General features: G+C 70.4%; 20 protein-coding genes and 1 pseudogene. 11 read left to right on the top strand and 10 right to left on the bottom strand.

The window, feature by feature from the left end:
* Positions 1 to 75: 75 nt before the first annotated feature.
* The gene (gene mgrA / locus OG588_RS03110; protein WP_405945912.1) at positions 76 to 1,068 is read left to right on the top strand and encodes an L-glyceraldehyde 3-phosphate reductase; all 993 of its coding nucleotides are present in this window, start codon (positions 76 to 78) and stop codon (positions 1,066 to 1,068) included.
* Here mgrA and OG588_RS03105 read toward each other — a convergent pair.
* Positions 1,058 to 2,047 carry an oxidoreductase gene (locus OG588_RS03105; RefSeq protein ID WP_405945911.1) on the bottom strand — a complete coding sequence of 330 codons (990 nt, stop codon included), beginning with the start codon at positions 2,045 to 2,047 and terminating at the stop codon, positions 1,058 to 1,060. The genes mgrA and OG588_RS03105 overlap by 11 nt on opposite strands.
* Before the next feature lie 103 nt (positions 2,048 to 2,150).
* On the opposite strand from OG588_RS03105, the gene OG588_RS03100 reads away from it, so the two are divergent.
* On the top strand, positions 2,151 to 3,122 hold the full coding sequence (locus tag OG588_RS03100; protein ID WP_405945910.1) for an AraC family transcriptional regulator: 972 nt from the start codon (positions 2,151 to 2,153) through the stop codon (positions 3,120 to 3,122).
* A gap of 58 nt (positions 3,123 to 3,180) precedes the next feature.
* On the opposite strand, the gene OG588_RS03095 is transcribed toward OG588_RS03100, so the two are convergent.
* Positions 3,181 to 3,741: a TetR/AcrR family transcriptional regulator gene (locus OG588_RS03095; protein ID WP_405945909.1), complete on the bottom strand. Its 561-nt coding sequence runs from the start codon at positions 3,739 to 3,741 to the stop codon at positions 3,181 to 3,183.
* 104 nt (positions 3,742 to 3,845) lie between these two features.
* Between OG588_RS03095 and OG588_RS03090 the strand changes: the two genes are divergently transcribed.
* Together OG588_RS03090 and OG588_RS03085 are read left to right on the top strand one after the other, a co-directional pair.
* Positions 3,846 to 4,130, top strand: a complete 285-nt coding sequence (locus OG588_RS03090) for a hypothetical protein (RefSeq protein ID WP_405945908.1) — start codon at positions 3,846 to 3,848, stop codon at positions 4,128 to 4,130.
* A 299-nt stretch (positions 4,131 to 4,429) separates the two neighbouring features.
* Positions 4,430 to 5,439, top strand: a pseudogene (locus OG588_RS03085) (IS701 family transposase); the annotation flags it as partial.
* A 15-nt stretch (positions 5,440 to 5,454) separates the two neighbouring features.
* Here OG588_RS03085 and OG588_RS03080 read toward each other — a convergent pair.
* The gene (locus tag OG588_RS03080) at positions 5,455 to 5,763 is read right to left on the bottom strand and encodes a DUF1905 domain-containing protein (protein WP_405945907.1); all 309 of its coding nucleotides are present in this window, start codon (positions 5,761 to 5,763) and stop codon (positions 5,455 to 5,457) included.
* A gap of 79 nt (positions 5,764 to 5,842) precedes the next feature.
* Positions 5,843 to 6,226 carry a nuclear transport factor 2 family protein gene (locus tag OG588_RS03075; RefSeq protein ID WP_405945906.1) on the bottom strand — a complete coding sequence of 128 codons (384 nt, stop codon included), beginning with the start codon at positions 6,224 to 6,226 and terminating at the stop codon, positions 5,843 to 5,845.
* A 388-nt stretch (positions 6,227 to 6,614) separates the two neighbouring features.
* Between OG588_RS03075 and OG588_RS03070 the strand changes: the two genes are divergently transcribed.
* The 4 genes from OG588_RS03070 (at position 6,615) to OG588_RS03055 (ending at position 10,966) form a co-directional block, all read left to right on the top strand.
* Complete coding sequence (locus tag OG588_RS03070) at positions 6,615 to 7,025, top strand: hypothetical protein (protein WP_393039905.1); 411 nt, start codon at positions 6,615 to 6,617, stop codon at positions 7,023 to 7,025.
* Positions 7,026 to 7,097: 72 nt separating this feature from the next.
* Complete coding sequence (locus OG588_RS03065) at positions 7,098 to 9,437, top strand: FHA domain-containing protein (RefSeq protein WP_405945905.1); 2,340 nt, start codon at positions 7,098 to 7,100, stop codon at positions 9,435 to 9,437.
* Between the two features lie 10 nt (positions 9,438 to 9,447).
* Positions 9,448 to 9,993 carry a hypothetical protein gene (locus OG588_RS03060; RefSeq protein ID WP_405945904.1) on the top strand — a complete coding sequence of 182 codons (546 nt, stop codon included), beginning with the start codon at positions 9,448 to 9,450 and terminating at the stop codon, positions 9,991 to 9,993.
* The gene (locus OG588_RS03055; protein ID WP_405945903.1) at positions 9,983 to 10,966 is read left to right on the top strand and encodes a serine/threonine-protein kinase; all 984 of its coding nucleotides are present in this window, start codon (positions 9,983 to 9,985) and stop codon (positions 10,964 to 10,966) included. Before OG588_RS03060 ends, OG588_RS03055 begins: the two co-directional genes overlap by 11 nt.
* A 76-nt stretch (positions 10,967 to 11,042) precedes the next feature.
* On the opposite strand, the gene OG588_RS03050 is transcribed toward OG588_RS03055, so the two are convergent.
* Together OG588_RS03050 and OG588_RS03045 are read right to left on the bottom strand one after the other, a co-directional pair.
* Positions 11,043 to 11,471, bottom strand: coding sequence for a nuclear transport factor 2 family protein (locus OG588_RS03050; RefSeq protein ID WP_405945902.1), 429 nt, complete (start codon positions 11,469 to 11,471; stop codon positions 11,043 to 11,045).
* Positions 11,472 to 11,484: 13 nt separating this feature from the next.
* Positions 11,485 to 12,774: a streptophobe family protein gene (locus OG588_RS03045; protein WP_405945901.1), complete on the bottom strand. Its 1,290-nt coding sequence runs from the start codon at positions 12,772 to 12,774 to the stop codon at positions 11,485 to 11,487.
* A 161-nt stretch (positions 12,775 to 12,935) separates the two neighbouring features.
* Between OG588_RS03045 and OG588_RS03040 the strand changes: the two genes are divergently transcribed.
* Together OG588_RS03040 and OG588_RS03035 are read left to right on the top strand one after the other, a co-directional pair.
* The gene (locus OG588_RS03040; RefSeq protein WP_405945900.1) at positions 12,936 to 14,192 is read left to right on the top strand and encodes a DUF6777 domain-containing protein; all 1,257 of its coding nucleotides are present in this window, start codon (positions 12,936 to 12,938) and stop codon (positions 14,190 to 14,192) included.
* Positions 14,193 to 14,275: 83 nt separating this feature from the next.
* Positions 14,276 to 14,737 carry an ATP-binding protein gene (locus OG588_RS03035; RefSeq protein WP_366094671.1) on the top strand — a complete coding sequence of 154 codons (462 nt, stop codon included), beginning with the start codon at positions 14,276 to 14,278 and terminating at the stop codon, positions 14,735 to 14,737.
* A gap of 4 nt (positions 14,738 to 14,741) precedes the next feature.
* On the opposite strand, the gene OG588_RS03030 is transcribed toward OG588_RS03035, so the two are convergent.
* Positions 14,742 to 15,521, bottom strand: coding sequence for a class I SAM-dependent methyltransferase (locus OG588_RS03030; RefSeq protein WP_405945899.1), 780 nt, complete (start codon positions 15,519 to 15,521; stop codon positions 14,742 to 14,744).
* An 88-nt stretch (positions 15,522 to 15,609) separates the two neighbouring features.
* Here OG588_RS03030 and OG588_RS03025 point away from each other — a divergent pair, with 88 nt between their 5' ends.
* Entirely contained in the window at positions 15,610 to 16,002 is a 393-nt protein-coding gene (locus OG588_RS03025) for a helix-turn-helix domain-containing protein (RefSeq protein WP_405945898.1), read from the top strand.
* Between the two features lie 9 nt (positions 16,003 to 16,011).
* Here OG588_RS03025 and OG588_RS03020 read toward each other — a convergent pair whose 3' ends face one another.
* From OG588_RS03020 to OG588_RS03010, 3 genes are all read right to left on the bottom strand, one after another.
* Entirely contained in the window at positions 16,012 to 16,614 is a 603-nt protein-coding gene (locus OG588_RS03020; RefSeq protein ID WP_398843977.1) for a ClpP family protease, read from the bottom strand.
* A 1-nt stretch (position 16,615) separates the two neighbouring features.
* Positions 16,616 to 17,269: a ClpP family protease gene (locus OG588_RS03015; protein ID WP_405945897.1), complete on the bottom strand. Its 654-nt coding sequence runs from the start codon at positions 17,267 to 17,269 to the stop codon at positions 16,616 to 16,618.
* Positions 17,270 to 17,383: 114 nt separating this feature from the next.
* Positions 17,384 to 18,592 (bottom strand): epoxide hydrolase family protein, encoded by a 1,209-nt coding sequence (locus OG588_RS03010; RefSeq protein WP_405945896.1) that lies wholly within the window; start codon positions 18,590 to 18,592, stop codon positions 17,384 to 17,386.
* Positions 18,593 to 18,748 lie beyond the last annotated feature (156 nt).

Genomic DNA, 18,748 nt, shown 5'->3' with positions numbered 1-18,748 from the left:
TGCCCGCAGGTCGGACAGAGTGGGTGACGGTTCCCTGGAACCGGTATCCCGTGTGCCAACCCCTCTGGAGTCGCGTTGTACACCGCACACCCCGACCGTTACGCGGACCTGCCCTACCGGCGCACCGGACGCAGCGGTCTGAAACTCCCCGCGATCTCGCTCGGTCTGTGGCACAACTTCGGACCCGACCGCCCGGTCGACACCCAGCGCGCCATCCTGCGCCGCGCCTTCGACCTCGGCGTCACCCACTTCGACCTGGCCAACAACTACGGCCCGCCGCCCGGCGCCGCCGAGTCCGCCCTCGGCGAGGCGCTGAAGGCGGACTTCGGGTCGTACCGCGACGAGCTGGTGATCTCCACCAAGGCCGGCTATCTGATGTGGCCCGGCCCCTACGGCGAGTGGGGTTCGCGCAAGTACGTGCTGTCCTCGCTGGACCAGAGCCTGAAGCGGATGGGCCTGGACTACGTCGACATCTTCTACTCGCACCGCCCGGACCCGGAGACTCCCCTGGAGGAGACGATGGGCGCCCTGCACTCCGCGGTCCAGTCGGGCAAGGCGCTCTACGTCGGCATCTCCAACTACTCGGCGGAGCAGACCCGGGAGGCCGCCCGCATCCTCGGCGAGCTGGGCACCCCGCTCCTCATCCACCAGCCGCGCTACTCGATGCTCGACCGCCGCCCCGAGGACGAGGGCCTGCTCGACGCCCTCGACGAACTCCAGGTCGGGTCGATCGTGTTCTCGCCGTTGGAGCAGGGGCTGCTCAGCTCCCGCTACCTGGACGGCATCCCGGAGGGTTCCCGGGCGGCGAGCGACAGCCCGTTCCTGAACTCGGACTCCGTCACCGAGGACCTGGTGGGACAGCTCCGCGCCCTCGACGACATCGCCAAGGGGCGCGGTCAGACCCTCGCCCAGCTCGCCCTCGCCTGGGTGCTGCGCGGCGGCCGGGTGACCTCCGCGCTGGTCGGTGCGAGCAGCCCGCAGCAGATCGAGGACAGCGTCGCGGCCACCCGCAACCTGGACTTCGACGCCGACGAGCTGGCCCGCATCGACGCGATCGTCAGGCCGTAACGAGCTGCTCGCTGACCTCCCAGAGACGGGCCGCCGCCTCCGGGTCCACGGCGCGGGACAGCACCCCAGGGATGGTGTCCCCGGTGGCCCAGGCGGTCTCGTTCTCGGGGGCCACCAGCGGGCTGATGTCGACGTTCTCGCAGTAGACCCCGCCGAGACCGTCGAGCTGCGGGCTGGTCGCGCACCAGACGCTGGTGGCCGCGCCCTGCTGCACGGTCTTCAACTGGCGCTCGGGGTCGCGGATGGGCTTGCCCTCGCCGTCGAGCGCGCCCGCGGCCTGGAGCATCGCCGGGTCGATGTGCTTGACCAGACCGGTGTCGATGATCAGGCCCGGGTGCACGGCGAAGGCGCGGATGCCCTGCGCCTGTCCGCGCCGGTCCACCTCCACGGCGAACAGCGCGTTGGCCGTCTTGGACTGGCCGTAGGCGAGGAACGGCTCGTACGTCCGGTGCTCGAACTGCACGTCGTCGAAGTCGATCCCGGCGAAGCGGATGCCCCGCGACGACAGCACGACGACCCGCGCGCCGTTCGCCGCGACCAGTGCCGGCCACAGCCGGGTGGTCAGCTGGAAGTGCCCGAGGTGGTTGGCGGCGAACTGCGCCTCGTACCCGCGCGCGTCCCGCGCCAGCGGGGTCGCCATGATCCCGGCGTTGTTCACCAGGAGGTGCAGCGGGCGCCCGGAGGCCAGGAACTTCTCCGCGAAGGCGTCGATGGACGCGGGGTCCAGCAGGTCCATGTGCTCGACCTCGGTTCCGGGGAGGACCGCGAGCGCCGTCCTGGCCCGCTCCACGTCCCTCGCCGGTACGACGATGTGGGCGCCCGCGCCGTGCAGTACCCGGGCCGTCTCCAGCCCGATGCCGGAGTAGCCGCCGGTGACGATCGCGACCTTGCCGGTCAGGTCGATGCCCTTGATCACCTCCTCGGCGGTGGACGCGGCGCCGAAGCCGGAATTCAGGGGCTGCTGTGCGGTGCTGGTCATGTGTGCTCTCTCCTCATCAGCTGAGCTGTTGAGACCACCGTAGGACGACCGATCCGTACGATGAATACTTGAGAATCCGCATAACTTGCGTGATAGTTCGAATATGACCGTGGATCCCCTGTCCGACGCCCTCGCCGTCGCCGATGCCCGCAGCGTGTTCTCCGGAGGTTTCACGGCCGGCGGCGACTGGGCCATCGAGCTGCGCGGACGCGATCGGCTGAAGGTGAACGCCGTGGTGCAGGGCGGCTGTCTGCTGGTCCGCGACGGCGGCGAACCGCTGAAGCTCGCCGAGGGGGATGTCGTGATCTCCGACGGCGGCCAGCCGTACACCCTGTGCAGTCGGCCCGGCGTCGCGCCGACCGACTCCGCGGACGTCGTCATGGACCCGGTGACCCGGATGGGCAGGCTCGGGCAGGGTGACACGGTGGACGTCGCCTGCGTGTCCGGGCACATCGACCTGAGCCGCGACCGCGGCGACCTGCTGCGGCGGGCGCTGCCGGAGCTCGTCCATGTACGGGCCGACTCGCCCGAGGCGGGTGTACTGCGGTGGCTCATCGGGCAGTTGGCGGCCGAGATGCGCATGCGCAGGGCCGGGGTCGAGTTCGTCTCGGCGCAGCTCGCGCAGCTGATGTTCGTGCAGGTGCTGCGGGTCTGCCTGACCGACGCGGACGGCCTGCCGCCCGGCTGGCTGCGCGCCCTCGCCGACGAACGGCTCGCCCCCGCGCTGCGCCTGATGCACGGAGACCCGGCCCACCCCTGGCAGTTGGAGGAGCTGGCCCGGGCCGCCGCGATGTCCCGCACCACGTTCGCCGTACGGTTCAAGGAGGCGGCCGGTGTGCCGCCCCTGACCTACCTGCTCAACTGGCGGATGAATCTTGCCGCCCGGGCCCTCCGGCAGGACACCGCCCCGGTCGGCGCGCTCGCCCGTTCCGTCGGCTACACCTCCGAGAGCGCCTTCAGCAACGCCTTCAAGCGGGCGGTCGGGGTGGCGCCGCGGCGGTACCGCGAAGAGGCCCTGGCCAGTGCTCCAGCTGTAGATCGTGATCTTGCTGGTGGTAGGACGGCCGTACTTTGAGATCTTCGGCTCTGTGACTTCCCGTGCCTGACAGCCCAGCAGCAGATCTGCGGGGGCGCTACTGGGTGCTCGGAACGCGCAGGCCATCGAGAATGACGACCAGCGGCCGGTCGTCGGGAGCGTACCGGCAGGCTTGAGAGGCGCCGGCGAGCAGCGCGATGACCTCCCTGACTCCGATGTCCATGCGTACCGCCGCTGCCCGTTGCGCCTGCTGCAGTAGAGCGGCCACGGCTTCGGTCAGCTCCTCGGCGACCGACGCGACGGCCTCGTTCGGGTGAATGCCCAATTCGGCCAGTGCGTCCACGAGTTCGAGTTTGGTGGCCGAGCCACGGACGGCGGCGGTGAAGAAGTCGAAGAAGGCAGCCCCTGCATCCGGCGATGCGGCGTGTTCGCGGGCGTCGGCGGCGACCCGGGCAAGGCGCTCCACGACAAGTGCCTGCAGCAACGCCTCCTTGCTCGGGAAATGCCGGAAGACGGTACCGACACCGACGCCCGCTGCGCGGGCAACCTCCTCGGTCGAGGCGGCCGTACCCCGATCCGCGAAGACCCGCTCTGCCGCAGCCAGCACCCGTGCGCGGTTGCGCTGCGCGTCGGCGCGCAGGGGCCGGGCGGTGGTCATCGGCCACTCCTTGCAACCGGAGTGATCAGTCCGTATCCTCTAATCGGAGCCATAGGTCCGATTCTAGGGTCAACAGATTCCACGGAAACGGGATGGAGACTGGCATGTGGCAGGCGATACTGCTCGCGTTCCTGGCCGGCATGCTGGCTGCCAACGCGTACCCTCACTTCGCCAAGGGCATCGTGGCGGAACGGTTCCCGACCGTGTTCGGATCCTCCCCGGTGGTCAACGTGCTCGCCGGCTGGTCGGGCCTGGCGCTTGCCGGGCTGTGTCTTTGGGGCGCGCATCCAGTGCGGCATCCCGGCTGGGCGCTGCTCGGCATGGCCGTCGGTGCGCTGCCGATGGGTCTGTTCCACGCCACTGGCCATACGATCGGCGCTCGAGACTGAACCCACCCCACCCCACCCACCAGGTCGGAACGGGCTCTTCGACGAAACCGTTGACGGGCGGCGATCGGGCGGCGTGTCGCGGCCGGGTACGGCACGGCCACCGCGTGATCCTCAGGTGCTGTGTAGGGGCGGGTGCGGAGACGGGTACGGCCACCGTTGATCATCGTGAGTTGTGTGGACAACGACGAGACGGCGGCCGCAGGTCACAGCATAGATCCCGCCCGTTGGCGCGAGGCGTTCGAGGTGGCCACGGGCCGGATCGCGGGCCGCTTCGCCCGGTATGAACCCCGCCCGCGGGCCACCTCCATGACGAGGCCGCGGTGCTGGTCGTCGACGAGACCGGCGACGTGAAGAAGGGGACTCGCACCGTCGCTGTCCAGCGCCAGTACACCGGCACGGCCGGCAGGATCGAGAACTCCCAGGTCGCGGTCTACCTCGTCTACGCGGGCGCGCGCGGACACGCGGCGGTGGACCGGGAGCTGTACATCCCGCGCTCGTGGACGTGCGCCCCGGACCGGTGCCGGGCCGCGGGACTCGGCGAGGACACCGTCTTCGCGACCAAGCCGGAACTGGCCCGCACGACGATCGAGCGGTTCCTGGACGCCGGACACCACGTCGGCCGGGTCGCCGGGGACGAGGTCTAGGGCGGCAACCCGAAACTCCGCACGGCTCTGCAGGAACACGGCATCGGCTACGTCCTCGCGGTTGCCTGCTCGGCCGAAGTCCCCACCGGCGCGGGGAAGTTCCGCGCGGATGCCCTGACAGCGAGGCTGCCGAAGCGGGCCTGGCAGAAACTCTCGGCCGGACATGGCGCGAAGGGGCACCGCTTCCACGACCGGGCGGTCATCGACCTGGCCGACCCTGGCCCGGGCCACCACCAGTTGCTGATCCGCCGCAACCGCGCCACCGGCGAACTCGCCCACTACCGCTGCCACTCGCCCCGGCCCGTGCCCCTGACGACCCTGGTGCGGGTCGCGGGTTCCAGGCGGCGGGTGGAGGAGACCTTCCAGAGTGAGAAGAGCCTGGCCGGACCGGACGAGCACCAGCTCCGCCGCTACCCCTCCTGGGCTCGCTGGGTCACCCTCGCCATGCTCGCCCACGCCTTCCTCGCCGTCATCCGTGCCGACGAACACACCCGCCGTCCCGGACCTGCCGACCTGGTACCGCTGTCCTGCAACGAGATCCAGCGCCTGCTCATCACGCTCGTCGTCCAGCCGGTCCACGACGCAGCTCACCGGCTCGGCTGGTCCGACCGGCGACGCCGCCACAAGCCCGGTCCCGCACCAGCCATTACCAGCGACAGGCCGCATCCCAGACATCAAGATCACGATCTACGGCTGGAGTACTGGGAGCTGAGCCGTTCGTCGAGTCGTACGGTGACCTGGTCGCCCTCGCCTTTGTCGATCGCCTTTCGAAGATCGGCTTTCACGGGGAGTTTGTGGGTGCCGTCGCCGAGGGCCATGAACGAACTGCGGAAAGGGTGTCCGTCGATCGTGCCGCGGACCTTGACCAGACCGCGCGTGCCGAAGAAAGCGACGGACTCGGGCCAGACGAGATAGGTCCAGCCGCCGTCGTTCGGGCTTTTGATCAATTCGGCGGTGAATTCCTCGTTCAACGGGGTGCCGGTGCTCATGAGGTGTCCTCCGCTCGGGGTGGTCTGCCGTAGAAGAGACTGTCCCGAGCGGGAGAACTCATCGCGCGGACGCCGGCCCTCAGGCCCCTGTGGGTACCCGGTCGAGGAAACCGAGCACGGTGCGGATACGGCCGTCCCCGTCGAGCGTGATCACGTCGAAACCGGCGACGGGCGCCGCCCCGTCGGCCTCACTCACCAACTCCCAGCCGAAGCGCGCGGTGTCGTGGTGCCCGTCGACGGCGCCCAGTGGACGGAAGGCGAACCCCGGGAACTGTTCGTGCGCCCCGGCGATCAGCCCCGCGATCTCCGCGTGGCCGGTGACTGCCGCCAGCGGGTCGGTGTACGTACCCTCGGCGGACCAGGCAGCCGCGACCGCCTTCGCCAGCGCCTCCGGTTCGCCCGCGTTCCAGGCCTCGAAGTAGCGGGCGACGGCACTCTCGTATCGGTCGGTGTTCACGGACATGGTGAATCAGCCTCCAGCGAGGTCGTTCGTACTGGTCAGGGGCCGGATCCGAGGACTGGCGACCCGGTGACTCCACCCTGCCGGAGCGCGCGGGAAGCGTCGATTACCCCTCGGGTAATGACGGCGGGAGAACACCGCACAACGGGCTCCGATGTTTTTCGGCCAACGGAGGCTGTGAATATGCCAAGAGAGTGGCTAAAAAGTCGTGGTGACAGTGTTTCAGGAGTGAACATACTCGTCTGCTAGGGCATAACTTCCCGAATGCTAGGGCATAGCTTCACGAGGCAAATCCGCCATCGTGCGCAGCTACTGAGCCACCCGAGCCGCCAGCAGAGCCGCATGGAAAGCGAGGCCCGACCGGCAATCGACACGCGACGGGGGAGTGATCGTGCACGACGAATTCCTGTGCCATGTCACCGCGTACGGTACCTGCGGCGGACAGCGCGTCGGGGTGCCTCTGGGAACCTACCGTGCGCCGACCCTGGCACTCGCCTTGTGGTGGTTACGGGACCGCGCGGTGTGGATGGCCGACCGGCTCGACCCGCAACCGGAGAACCCGCGCTTCCCCAGGGGTGCCCTGGTACCGGTCTCCGACACGGCCCCCGACGTGCCCCGGGCGTTACGCACCTGGTCCCGTGATGTCGGTCAACAGGAGCAGGTCGCCTACGAGTTGGCGGCCGGGCGGCTGGTGCAGATCGCCATCAACGACGAGACCACCGAGTACGAGCTGCTCGCCGAGTCGGTCGACGCCCTCCGGATGCAGCGGACCGTTCCGGCACTGGTCGTCCCCGTCGCCTGACACGTGTCGGCCATCGCGCACCCCTGACCGCTGACCGGGCGCACAGGTGAACGAATCGGTAGAATTCGGGTCATGTCAGAGCGGCCGAACGTGCCGACTGCGCCCGAACTCCTCCTGGAGACGGAATCGGGCTCCACGGTCATGACCCCGGGCCGCGACTACCACGTCGGCCGCGACCCCCTCAGCGACATCGTCATCGACGACGCCCGCGTCTCCTGGCACCACGCGGTCCTGCGCCCCGACGCCGGCCACTGGACGCTGGAGGACGAGCACAGCACGAACGGAACCTACGCCGACGGCCGCCGCGTCCACGCCTGGGGTGTCGGCCCCGGCAGCGTGATCCGCTTCGGCAATCCGGCCGACGGCCCGTGCCTGGTCCTGGCCGACCGGCCCGCCCCGGCCCCGGAACGCCCCTCGGCCGTCTCCATGCCCGCCCTCACCGGCACCTTCCGGCAACCGACCACCGTACGGCCGCTGCCCAGCCGCACCGTCCGCATCGGCCGGGCCGGTGACAACGACCTCGTCGTCGACGACCTGATCGTCTCCCGCCGCCACGCCGAACTGCGGGCCATGCCCGACGGGACGTACGAGATCGTCGACCTCGGCAGCCACAACGGCACCTACCTCAACGGCCAGCCCGTCGCCCGCGCCCCGATCGGGCCGGGGGACATCGTCGGCATCGGGCACTCCGCGTTCTGTCTCGTCGGCGACCAGTTGCAGGAGTACGTCGACACCGGGGAGGTCTCCCTCGACGTACAGGACCTCACGGTCGCTGTCGACCGCGGCCGCAAGGTCCTTCTCGACCAGGTGTCCTTCCCTGTCGGCGAGAAATGTCTGCTAGCCGTCGTCGGACCGAGCGGCGCCGGCAAGTCCACCCTGCTCAACGCGCTCACCGGCCAGCGCCCCGCCGACCGCGGCACCGTCCTCTACGACGGCCGCGACCTCTACCGCGACTACGCCGAACTGCGCCAGCGCATCGGCCTGGTCCCGCAGGACGACATCCTGCACGCCCAACTGACCGTGCACAGCGCCCTGTCCTACGCGGCCGAACTCCGCTTCCCCCAGGACACCGCCAAGGCCGAACGGCGGGCCAGGGTCGACGAGGTCATCCGTGAACTCGGCCTCGAACAGCGGGCCGCGCAGCCCGTGCACAGTCTCTCCGGCGGCCAGCGCAAACGCGTCAGTGTGGCCCTGGAGCTGCTGACCAAGCCATCGCTGCTCTTCCTCGACGAGCCGACCTCCGGACTCGACCCGGGCATGGACCGCTCGGTGATGCACATGCTGCGCGGCCTCGCCGACGACGGCCGTACCGTCATCGTCGTCACCCACAGCGTCCTCAGCCTCGACGTGTGCGACCGGCTCCTGGTGCTCGCGCCCGGCGGCAAGGTCGCCTACTACGGGCCGCCCGACGACGCCCTCGCCTTCTTCGGCTTCGCGCACTGGCCGGAGGCCTTCGAAGCCTTCGAACGGGATCAAGACCGGGACTGGGCAAGGGAGTTCGCGGAATCACCCGTCCAGCGCCAGTACATCCGCAACTCGACCGCGCAGCCCCACCTGCTCGGCTCCGCCCCGGTCGCCGTGGCCCCGCCGCCCCGGCCCCGCAGCCGTAGCGCACAACTCGGCACCCTGGTCCGCCGTTACACCGCGGCCCTCGCCGCCGACCGGACCTTCCTCGTCATCATGATCGCGCTGCCGTTCGTCATGGGCGCGATGGCCCGCGCACTCGCCGGGAGCGAGCTGACCCAGGAGACGGCGATGAACGCGCTGCTCATCCTGTGCGTCGGCGGCGTGCTCACCGGCGCGGCCAACGCCGTGCGCGAACTCGTCAAGGAACGCGCGATCTACCGGCGCGAGCGAGCCGTCGGCCTGTCCAGATCGGCCTATCTGCTCTCCAAGGTCGTCGTCCTGGGCGCGATCACCGTGGCGCAGGCCGTGGTGCTCACGCTGGTCGGTCTCTTCGGTGTCGACCTCAACGCGCCACGCGGCAAAGGGGTCTTGATGCCACCCCTGATCGAAATCACCGTAGCCGTCGCCCTGTTGGCGTTCACGGCGATGATGCTCGGGCTGCTGGTCTCCGCGACGGTACGCAAGGAGGAGGTGACGATGCCGCTGCTCGTGCTGCTCGCCATCGTCCAAGTGGTGTTCTGTGGCGCCCTGTTGAAGCTGCACGGCGTTCCCGGCCTGGAACAGCTCTCCTGGCTCGTTCCCTCCCGGTGGGCGCTCGGCGGGATGGCCGGCACCATCGGGCTGGCCCGCATCGTGCCGGGCGAGCTGACGGGCGATCCGATGTTCCGGCACTCGGCCGGGGTGTGGCTGCTCAACATGGGCATGCTGGTCGTGCTGTCGTTGCTCTTCGGCCTCCTGGTGTCCCGGCTGCTACGGCGGCACGAACCCGCCGTGATGCGGAAGTAGGGGCGCCATCATGACGACCCCTGGCTTCCGGCCCACGCATGTCGTCCCCGAGCACGGGATGCCCGCCTGGGGGGCCCCGGACCCCGCCCGCCCCACCGTGCCGCTCGACGCGCTGCTCCCGGTCCAGTTGCTGGAGCGACGCGGCGACTGGGCGCACGCCCTGTGCTCCAACGGCTGGTCCGCGTGGGTCGACGGCCGCCACCTCATCTCGGTCTCCCAGGACCCGCCGGCCGCAGGTGGCCCCCTCACCCGCACCGCCGACCCACGCCCACTGCTCGCCCGCGCCGAACAGGCCCTCACCCGCTACCGCAGCGCGGTGGAGGACCTCGTGGGCGGCGGCCTGGACGGCGCGTCCTTCGAGGCCCGCACCAAGGGCCTGCGGATCGGCGTGGTCGTCGACGGCGAATCCGTCTGGCTCTACGACGCCGACCACGAGCGCTGGGTGTACGGCGACGGCACCCGGCTCAGCACCTACGCCTCGGACGACGGACCCCGCGCCGAACCGGCCGACGCCGGTCACGCCCCCACCCAGGTCGTGAGCCCCGATGGCCCGTGACGCGAGCCTCTTCTCCGGCCGCCCTTCCGAGCTGATCGGGCAGCAGATCGCCGGGTACCGCATCGAGGACGAGATCGGCCGCGGCGGCATGGCTGTCGTCTACCGCGCCCACGACCTCCGCCTCGACCGCACGGTCGCCCTCAAGCTCCTCGCCCCCGAACTCGCCCGCAACGACACCTTCCGCAAACGTTTCACCCACGAGTCCCGGGTCGCCGCCGCGATCGACCACCCGCACATCGTGCCGGTCTTCGAGGCGGGCGAGACGGACGGCGTGCTGTACATCGCGATGCGCTACGTCTCCGGCAGCGACCTGCGCCATCTCCTCGACCGGGAAGGCCCGTTGGCGCTCCCTACGGCCGTGCGCATCGCCACGCAGGTCGCGTCCGCGCTGGACGCGGCCCACGAACACGGGCTCGTCCACCGGGACGTGAAGCCGGGCAACATCCTCGTGGCCCGCGGCACGGACAGCGACCACCCGGAGCACGTGTACTTGACCGACTTCGGCCTGACGAAGAAGTCCCTTTCCCTGACCGGGTTCACGACCGTGGGGCAGTTCGTCGGCACGCTCGACTACGTGGCGCCCGAGCAGATCTCCGGGCGGCCGGTCGACGGGCGGTGCGATGTGTACGGGCTCGCGTGCGTCGTCTACGAGAGTCTGGCGGGGCGGCCGCCGTTTCGGCGGGACGATGACATGGCGCTCCTCTGGGCCCACCAGTACGACTTGCCGCCGGCGGTCAGTGAGGCTCGGGGTGATCTGCCGGGGCATGTGGACGGGGTTTTCGCGAAGGCGTTGGCGAAGAGTCCTGATGATCGGTACGAGTCTTGTCTGGCGTTTGTGACGGAGTTGCGCGGGGGTGAGGTCGGGCATGCGGCTACCGAGGTGGACCGGCGGGTGGCGGTGGCTCGGGGGCGGGATGAGGGGCCGCCTGCGCCGCCCCGGTGGGCCGAGCCGGTCTTTAGGCGGCGTGACTGAAGTGATTCGTCTGCAGGCGCGTTGGGGCTGGTCGCGCCCACGCGGCGGAGCCGCAAATCGATACAGCCCCGCGCCCCTAAAGGGGCGCTGCAGTGCCCGGCGTCAGACCGTTGAGGGGTACGCGTCGTGCCGTGATCTTGCGCCGCGCGATCCGCCAACCCGCCCCCACCCGCACCACCGTGTCCACGTACGTCACCGATCCGCACGAGCCGTCCGTCCTGATGCCCAGCCCTTTCGACCGCACCCGGACCTGGCCGTCCGCCAGCTCCTCCACCACTACGTTGGTGACGTGATGGGCGACCGGATTCCCGGCGCCCAACGCCAGGGACGCGTCCGTGAGTTGAGTGAGGTCCGTGAGTGTGCCCTGGCCGAAGTCGGTGAGGTCGTACTCGACGTCCGGGGTGAACACCTCGGCGGCGCGGTCGAGTTCGCCCTCGTCGACCAGGTGGCCGTGCAGTGCGATCAACTCCGTGATGGTCAGGCGGTCTTCGAGAGTCAGTGGCATGTCGCGCACACTTTCACGCCGGGCGTTGCGACTGTGCGGGAATTTCGACCTCGCCCCGCCGGTGCACCGGTCTCGCCAGCAGCGCCCCCAGGAAGCCCGCGATCAGGCCCCACAGCGCTGCCAGCCCCACTGCCGACCACAGTTCGGGCTTCAGGAACAGGTCTCCGGACAGGCCGCCGCCGACGTCGCCGATGCCGAGCAGGGAGAGGCCGTAGTGGGCGGAGACGCGGCCGACGAGGCAGATCATGAGGACGGCGAGGGCGAAGGCGATCGCCAGGTGGACGGCGTGCTGCCAGGCGCGGACGTGGGCCGGGGAGCGGGCGGCCATCAGGAATGCTGCGGACAGGAGGAAGACTGCGTTGGCCGCCAGGAGCCACCACACGCCGTTGTCCTGGGCGGCGAGCGAGCGCAGGTTCAGGGTGGAGACGTCCGGGGTGCGCAGGACCTCGCTCAGGATGCGCGGGACGGGCAGGCCGAACGGGCCCTCGACCCGGCCGTTCCAGGTGGCGCCCAGGCCGATCGTGAGGGCCAGCCAGGCCAGGTTGGGCATGCCGAGCAGGATCAGGGCGAAGGTCTGGGTGGAGTTGCCGCGGGTCGCCGCCGCGGCCAGGGCCAGGACGACACCGAGCGCGACGTAGGCCAGGAGGAGGGTCACCACGGCGTACGCGGACGGGCGTACCGACGCGTGGAAGCGGAGGAGGCGGGCGGGGAGGGGCGCGCCGGGGGAGACCAGGAGGGCCAGCACCAATACCCCTGCCAGCCACAGCAGTCCGAACAGCGCTGTCTGCGGTACGTCCGCCTCGAAGCCGACCTCGGGCGAGGCGCCGATCAGGTCGCCGATGTCGCCCAGGGTTCCGGTGCCCAGGGAGATCGAGAACTTCTGGCGTGCGCCGAAGGCCAGTCCGATCAGGGCGAGCAGCCACAGGACGGCGATACGGGCGGCCCAGCCGGCCAGTTCCGCGCCCGAGGCGACCGCTCGGTGCCGCAGGGGCCGTAGGAAACCCGCCGCGGTCACCAGGGCGCCGGTCAGGGTGACCGAGAGGGGGATGACGGTCAGGCCTGCCTTGGTGTCGGCCAGGGAACCCGCGTTCCCGGAGAGTTTCACGGTGCCGCCCACGGCCGTCACCACCGTGGCCGTGACGACCCGGGGGAACGCGCCGTCCGGGAGGTCCGTCGCGCCCGCCGCCCACAGGCCCAGCGCGGACACCAGGCCCATGCCGAGCAGTCCGGCCAGCACCGTGCCGAGCGCCTGGAGCCAGCCGTGGCGTGCTACTGCCTGGTCAGAGGGGGTTCTGAGGGTCACACGGCCACGCTAAGCAGCGGTCGGGGACCGCGCCCGCCGGGAGGGCCGTCCGCGTCGGCTTGCGGGCGGACCATGACCCGAGCACACAATGGGTTCGTTGTGGATAAAGCGGCATGAATCGGTACGAGTGCCGCTGTCACCCGCGTCGGGAAGAAGAGCTCGTGAGCGTCGAACCTCCGTCTTCAGGCCGCCCCACCGGACCGCCCTCCGGCCCGCTGTCGGGACCCTCCCAGCCGCCTTCGGGCCCGCCCTCGCAGCCCTCGGGCGGCGGCGGTGCCGGGGCGCCGGAGCCGCACCGGCCCTGGTGGAAGTCGGTGCCGCGCGTCGCGATCCTCACGGCCGTCGTGGTGGCCGCCGTTGTGCTGGGCCTCGTCTTCACCCGGTCCGACGGCGGTTCGAGCAACACCGCGAGCAAGGGCGAGGTCTTCCTCCAGTCCGCGGCCAAGACCGGCCCCGACCCGTTCACCGAGTCCAGCGCCACCGAGAACTCCGCGCCGCCCGTCTCCGCCTCACCCAGCGCCTCGGAACCGGCGAACGCGGTACGCGGCGTCGACGGCGGCGCCCCCGGCCTCTACGGCGGCACCCAGAACGTCGCCAGCTGTGACGTGGAGAAGCAGATCAAGGCCCTGAACGCGGCCCCGTCGAAGAAGCAGGCGTTCGCGTCCGTCGTCGGCGTCCAGCCCGCCGGAGTTCCCGCGTATCTGCGCTCACTCACCCCCGTACAGCTGCGCATGGACACCCGCGTCACCAACCACGGCTACCGCGACGGCGCCGCCACCAGCTACCAGGCCGTCCTCCAGGCAGGCACCGCCGTCCTCGTCGACAACCACGGCGTGCCCCGCGTCCGCTGCGCCTGCGGCAACCCCCTGTCGCCGCCCGTCGCCCAGCAGTCCACCCCGAAGCGGACCGGCGACACCTGGTCGTCGTACCGGCCGCAGAACGTCGTCGTGGTCACCCCCGCACCCCAGATCATCAACATCTTCGTGATCTACGACCCCCACAACGGCCACTGGTTCGGCCGCCACCACGGCGACACGGGCAAGCACGACCACAAGACCCCGGCGCCGGTGAACCCCGCCAGCCCCTCGGTGACCGTGTCCCCGCCGACCTCACCGTCCTCCGACTCCCCGTCGCCGTGCGCCTCCACGGCCCCCGGTACGCCGGGCACGCCCGGCACGTCCACCAGCCCGTGCCCGCCGACGTCGAGCGCGCCGTCCTCCTCGTCGCCGAGTTCGGAGTCCCCGTCGAGCCCGAAGTCCCCGTCCTCCGAGCCGCCGTCCACGGAGTCGTCGGCAGCCTCCTCCGCCTCCTCGGCCTCGTCGTCCCCACCCGCATCGCTCGCCTCGGACACGACCACGACGTCGGCGTCCACCGTCAGCGCGCCGGTTTCGTCGGGGTCGATTTCACCGTCACTCTGATCGGGGGGAGTGCCGGGCGTGGTGCTGGGTACGAGCACTGATGCGACAGCGACCGGCAGTGCCGCCTTCCGAGAGAGACACGCATGATCGACCACCGGGACGGGGTAGTGATACCGACTCGTTTCGACGTGCCCGTGGAACCGCTGCGGCGGGCGGCGCACTACACCGGCGAACCGGGCTGCATCTCCGATGCCCGGCACTTCACCCACCAGTTCCTCGAACAGCTCAGAACCGAGTGGTGCGCCACGATCGACGACCAGTCCGACGGTGAACTGCTCCTGGTGGTCAGCGAGTTGGTCACCAACGCGGACCGGCACAGCAACGGGCCGTACATCCTGGAACTGGAGGGCACGGACACCTCGGTGACGGTGTCCGTGTGCGACAGCAGCGTCGCCCTGCCCAGGCTCTTCGCCCGTGACCCCGAGCGCATCGGCCGCCACGGCCTGGAGATAGTGCACGCCCTGGCCGCCCAGGTGAGCGTGGAACGGGTGCCGGTCGGCAAGCGGGTGCGCGCCGTGGTGCACCTGGGCGGAGAGGACCGCTAGGAGATCACGCACTGTTCCGGGTGGCCGTGATCAGCTCGTGGAAGTACCGCTTGGTGACCCGGCCGCCGTGCCGCGTCTCCAGCAGCTCCCGCAGACAGGCCAGCAGTCCCTGGCGTGAGGGCTCGGCCATCGCGAGATGGTTCGAGTACGTGAGCACGACGTCGAGGTACTCGTCGGTCGTGTACGTGATCTCCTGCGCGCCGCGCCACACCGTGACGTCCTCGAAGTGCGCGGAGTGCACGAACTCCCGTGTGTCCGTTGCCGTTTCGTCCTCGGTGGGACTCCGGAAGCCGGGCGGGGCGGCCGGGTCCCAGCGTTCGTAGCAGCGCTGCATCCGGTCGAAGAACTCCTGGGTGCCGCCCGCCACATGGTGCGTGGTGACGACCGCGAACGTCCCGCCGGGACGCAGCACGCGTGCCGCCCTAGCCACCCGCGTCCCGGGATCGAGCCAGTGGTACGCCGTCGCGATCACCGCGAGGTCGAACGGCTCGGCCGGCGGCTCCCACAGCTCGAAGTCCGCGACCTGTACGTCCGCCCGCGGGAACGCGCTCAGATTGCACCGGGCCACCGCTGCCATCGACGGTCCCAGCTCCACGGCGGTCAGCCGGCAGCCGAACTCGGCGAGCGGGACGGTGAGTTGGCCGGTGCCGGGGGCGATCTCAAGGACCCGGCTGTCCGGTCCGAGGTCTGATGTTCGGGCCAGTTCGTCGACCAGGGGGCGCGGATACCGGGGGCGGGCCCGGTCGTAGCGCTCGGCCACCGTGTCGAACGTGTCGCGCAGCACCGTTCCGGCACCCTTTCGTCTCGGCGATTCCCCCCAGGGCAGAATGCTGATCTCTTGCCCTCACGTCCAAGGCTTTTAGTCTGAGGGGGTGAGCAACCAAGCGCCGAACCAAGCCCGCGTGATTCCGCTGCGCCCGCACGAACCGGCCCCTCGCCGGGCGGAGCCGCAGGTGCCCGGGCCCAAGGAGCCCCTGTGGCGCGACCTGGTCGGTGACGTCCTGCGGCGCGAACGCCTCGCTCAGGAGCGCACGTTGAAGGACGTGGCCGACGCCGCCCGGATCTCCATGCCGTATCTCTCGGAGGTGGAGCGGGGCCGCAAGGAGGCCTCCTCGGAGGTCATCGCGGCCGCCGCCCACGCCCTCGGTCTCGACCTCGGCGACCTGCTGTCGCTGGCCGGGGACGAACTCGGCCGGCATCGCAACAGGCGTCAGGGCAGGGTCACTTCGCCGTACAACGGACAGCTCAGCCTGGTCGCCGCCTGACGGCGCCGCTCAGAGCGGGCCGAGGCGTCGGCCGACCACCTCGTCGGCGAGGCCGTACGCCACGGCCTCCTGCGCGGTGAAGACCTTGTCGCGGTCCATGTCGGCGCGCAGCGTGGCGATGTCGTGGTGGGTGTGCCGGGACAGCACCTCCTCCACCTGGGAGCGGATCCGCACCATCTCCTTCGCCTGGAGGGCGAGATCGGAGACCATGCCGCGCTGCCCGCCGCTCGCCGGCTGGCCGAGCAGCACCCGCGCGTGCTCCAGGACGGACCGCCGTCCGGGGTCCCCGCCGGCCAGCAGTACGGCCGCCGTCGACGCGGCCTGGCCGACGCAGAACGTCGAGATGGGGGACTGGACGTACGTCATCGTGTCGTAGATCGCCATCAGTGAAGTGAACGATCCGCCGGGCGAGTTGATGTAGATCGCGATCTCGCTCTCCGGGGACGACGACTCCAGATGGAGGAGTTGCGCGATGACGACGTTGGCGACGCCGTCGTCGATCTCGGTACCGAGGAAGATGATCCGCTCGGACAGCAGCCGACTGAACACGTCGTAGGAACGCTCGCCGTTCGGGGTCCGCTCGACGACGTTCGGAATCGTGTACGTCCCCATGTCAGAGCCCCATCCGTCGCTTCGAGGCGGCCGGGCGCACGTCGTCCAGCGAGGCGACGACCCGGTCCACCATGCCGTACTCCTTGGCCTGTTCCGCCGTGAACCAGCGGTCGCGGTCGCCGTCGCGGCGGATGGTCTCCTCGCTCTGGCCGGTGTGCTGTGCGGTGAGGCGCTCGATGGTCTTCTTCGTGTGGTCCAGGTTCTCCGCCTGGATCTCGATGTCGGCGGTGGTGCCGCCGATGCCCGCCGACGGCTGGTGCATCATGACCCGGGCGTGGGGGACCGCGTAGCGCTTGCCGTGGGTGCCGACGCTGAGCAGGAACTGGCCCATGCTCGCCGCGAAGCCCATGGTCAGCGTCGAGACGTCGTTCGGGATCAGCTGCATCGTGTCGTAGATGGCGAGGCCCGCCGTCACCGAGCCGCCCGGGCTGTTGATGTACAGGCTGATGTCCGTGCGCGGGTCCTCCGCGGACAGGAGCAGCAACTGGGCGCAGACCCGGTTCGCGGAGACCTCGTCGACCTGTGTGCCGAGGAACACGATCCGCTGGCCGAGCAGCTGGGCGGCGAGGTGGTCGTCGAAGCGGGAGGACGGGGTGTCGCCCTCCTCTGCGCGTGGCATGAGGGCCGGTGCGAAACCGGCCGTGAGTGGAGACATGGGCACTCCTTGTCGAGGATGTCGAAGGTGTCGTGACCTGTCTCCACTGTCGGCCGACAACGCCCCGGCCTGGGGATTTCTTGGCCCTCAGCAGATTCGCCATGAGCAGACGGGTCAGCCGACGCCCTTCTCCCGCAGCTGCCGGAAGAAGGCCCGTACGTCCGCTGCCAGCAGGTCCGGTTCCTCCATCGCGGCGAAGTGGCCGCCCCGGTCGAGCTTGGTCCAGCGGACGATGTTCTCGGTGCGCTCGGCCTTGTGGCGGAGCGGGATCTGGATCTCGGCCGGGAAGACGGCGAGCGCGGTGGGGGTGGTCGAGGGGAGGGTGGGCGCGGCGGCCCGGGCGCCGGTGGCGTGGGCCCGCTCGTAGTAGATGCGGGCGGCCGAACCGGCGGTCCCCGTCAGCCAGTACAGCATCACGTTGGTGAGCAGCCGGTCCCGGTCCACGGCCTCCTCGGGCAGCTCCTCCGAGTCCGTCCACTCCCTGAACTTCTCGACGATCCAGGCGAGTTGGCCGACCGGCGAGTCCGTGAGGCCGTACGCCAGGGTCTGCGGGCGGGTCGCGTGGAGGACGGCGTACCCGGTGCCCTCGCGCGACCAGGCGGACCAGCGGCGCCAGGACTCCAGAGCGTCCGCCCGCTCCTCGGGGGCGAGTTGGGCCAGTTCCTCGGCGGTGGGCTCGGTCTGTGCCTGCGCACCCGGCAACAGGTTGAGATGGACGCCGATGACACGGTCGGGGTGGGCGCGGCCCAGCTCGCGGGTGATCGCCGAGCCCCAGTCGCCGCCCTGCGCGCCGAACCGCTCGTAGCCGAGCCGGTGCATCAACTCGGCCCAGGCGTCCGCGATCCGGCCCGCCTCCCAGCCGGTGTCGGCCGGCGGTCCGGACAGTCCGAAGCCGGGGATGCTGGGTACGACCACGTGGAAGGCGTCGGCGGGGTCGCCGCCGTGGGCCGCCGGGTCGGTCAACAGGCCCACGATGTCCACGAATTCGACGATCGAGCCCGGCCAGCCGTGCGTGAGGATCAGCGGGGTGGCGTCCGGCTCCGGGGAGCGGATGTGCGCGAAGTGGACGTTCGACCCGTCGATGGTGGTCGTGAACTGCGGCCACGCGTTCAGCTCCGCCTCGGCCGCACGCCAGTCGTACGTGTGCCGCCAGTACCGGACCAGCTCCCGCAGATACCCGGCCGGCACGCCGTACGCCCAGCCGGTGCCGGGGAGCTCGTCGGGCCAGCGGGTGCGGTCGAGGCGGGTGTGGAGGTCGTCCAGGTCGGACTGGGGGATGTCGATGCGGAAGGGGTGGACGCGGTCTGGCTGGGAGGACGTCATAGAAACGGAGCGTAAGTGCTCTGCTGGGGGCGGGTGGATGAAACTGAGGGCGGGTGGGGGCTGGTCGCGCCCCGCAGCGGAGCTGCATATCGATACAGCCCCGCGCCCCTTTGGGGCGCGAGACCGCACGGGAGATTGTTCGGCCCCGACCGATGA

Origin of the sequence: Streptomyces prunicolor, assembly GCF_045162825.1 — a bacterium.
GTDB classification, from domain to species: Bacteria; Actinomycetota; Actinomycetes; order Streptomycetales; family Streptomycetaceae; genus Streptomyces; species Streptomyces prunicolor.
This window is presented reverse-complemented; position numbering and strand designations above follow the sequence as displayed.

Excerpts from the sequence above, each read along its gene's own strand:
- OG588_RS03105 (WP_405945911.1), bottom strand. The coding sequence starts at position 2,047 with ATGACCAGCACCGCACAGCAGCCCCTGAATTCCGGCTTCGGCGCCGCG.
- OG588_RS03035 (WP_366094671.1), top strand. The coding sequence starts at position 14,276 with ATGATCGACCACCGGGACGGGGTAGTGATACCGACTCGTTTCGACGTG.
- OG588_RS03055 (WP_405945903.1), top strand. The coding sequence starts at position 9,983 with ATGGCCCGTGACGCGAGCCTCTTCTCCGGCCGCCCTTCCGAGCTGATC.
- OG588_RS03050 (WP_405945902.1), bottom strand. The coding sequence starts at position 11,471 with ATGCCACTGACTCTCGAAGACCGCCTGACCATCACGGAGTTGATCGCA.
- OG588_RS03020 (WP_398843977.1), bottom strand. The coding sequence starts at position 16,614 with ATGGGGACGTACACGATTCCGAACGTCGTCGAGCGGACCCCGAACGGC.
- OG588_RS03065 (WP_405945905.1), top strand. The coding sequence starts at position 7,098 with ATGTCAGAGCGGCCGAACGTGCCGACTGCGCCCGAACTCCTCCTGGAG.
- OG588_RS03075 (WP_405945906.1), bottom strand. The coding sequence starts at position 6,226 with ATGTCCGTGAACACCGACCGATACGAGAGTGCCGTCGCCCGCTACTTC.
- OG588_RS03095 (WP_405945909.1), bottom strand. The coding sequence starts at position 3,741 with ATGACCACCGCCCGGCCCCTGCGCGCCGACGCGCAGCGCAACCGCGCA.
- OG588_RS03080 (WP_405945907.1), bottom strand. The coding sequence starts at position 5,763 with ATGAGCACCGGCACCCCGTTGAACGAGGAATTCACCGCCGAATTGATC.
- OG588_RS03010 (WP_405945896.1), bottom strand. The coding sequence starts at position 18,592 with ATGACGTCCTCCCAGCCAGACCGCGTCCACCCCTTCCGCATCGACATC.
- OG588_RS03015 (WP_405945897.1), bottom strand. The coding sequence starts at position 17,269 with ATGTCTCCACTCACGGCCGGTTTCGCACCGGCCCTCATGCCACGCGCA.
- OG588_RS03090 (WP_405945908.1), top strand. The coding sequence starts at position 3,846 with ATGTGGCAGGCGATACTGCTCGCGTTCCTGGCCGGCATGCTGGCTGCC.
- OG588_RS03060 (WP_405945904.1), top strand. The coding sequence starts at position 9,448 with ATGACGACCCCTGGCTTCCGGCCCACGCATGTCGTCCCCGAGCACGGG.
- OG588_RS03100 (WP_405945910.1), top strand. The coding sequence starts at position 2,151 with ATGACCGTGGATCCCCTGTCCGACGCCCTCGCCGTCGCCGATGCCCGC.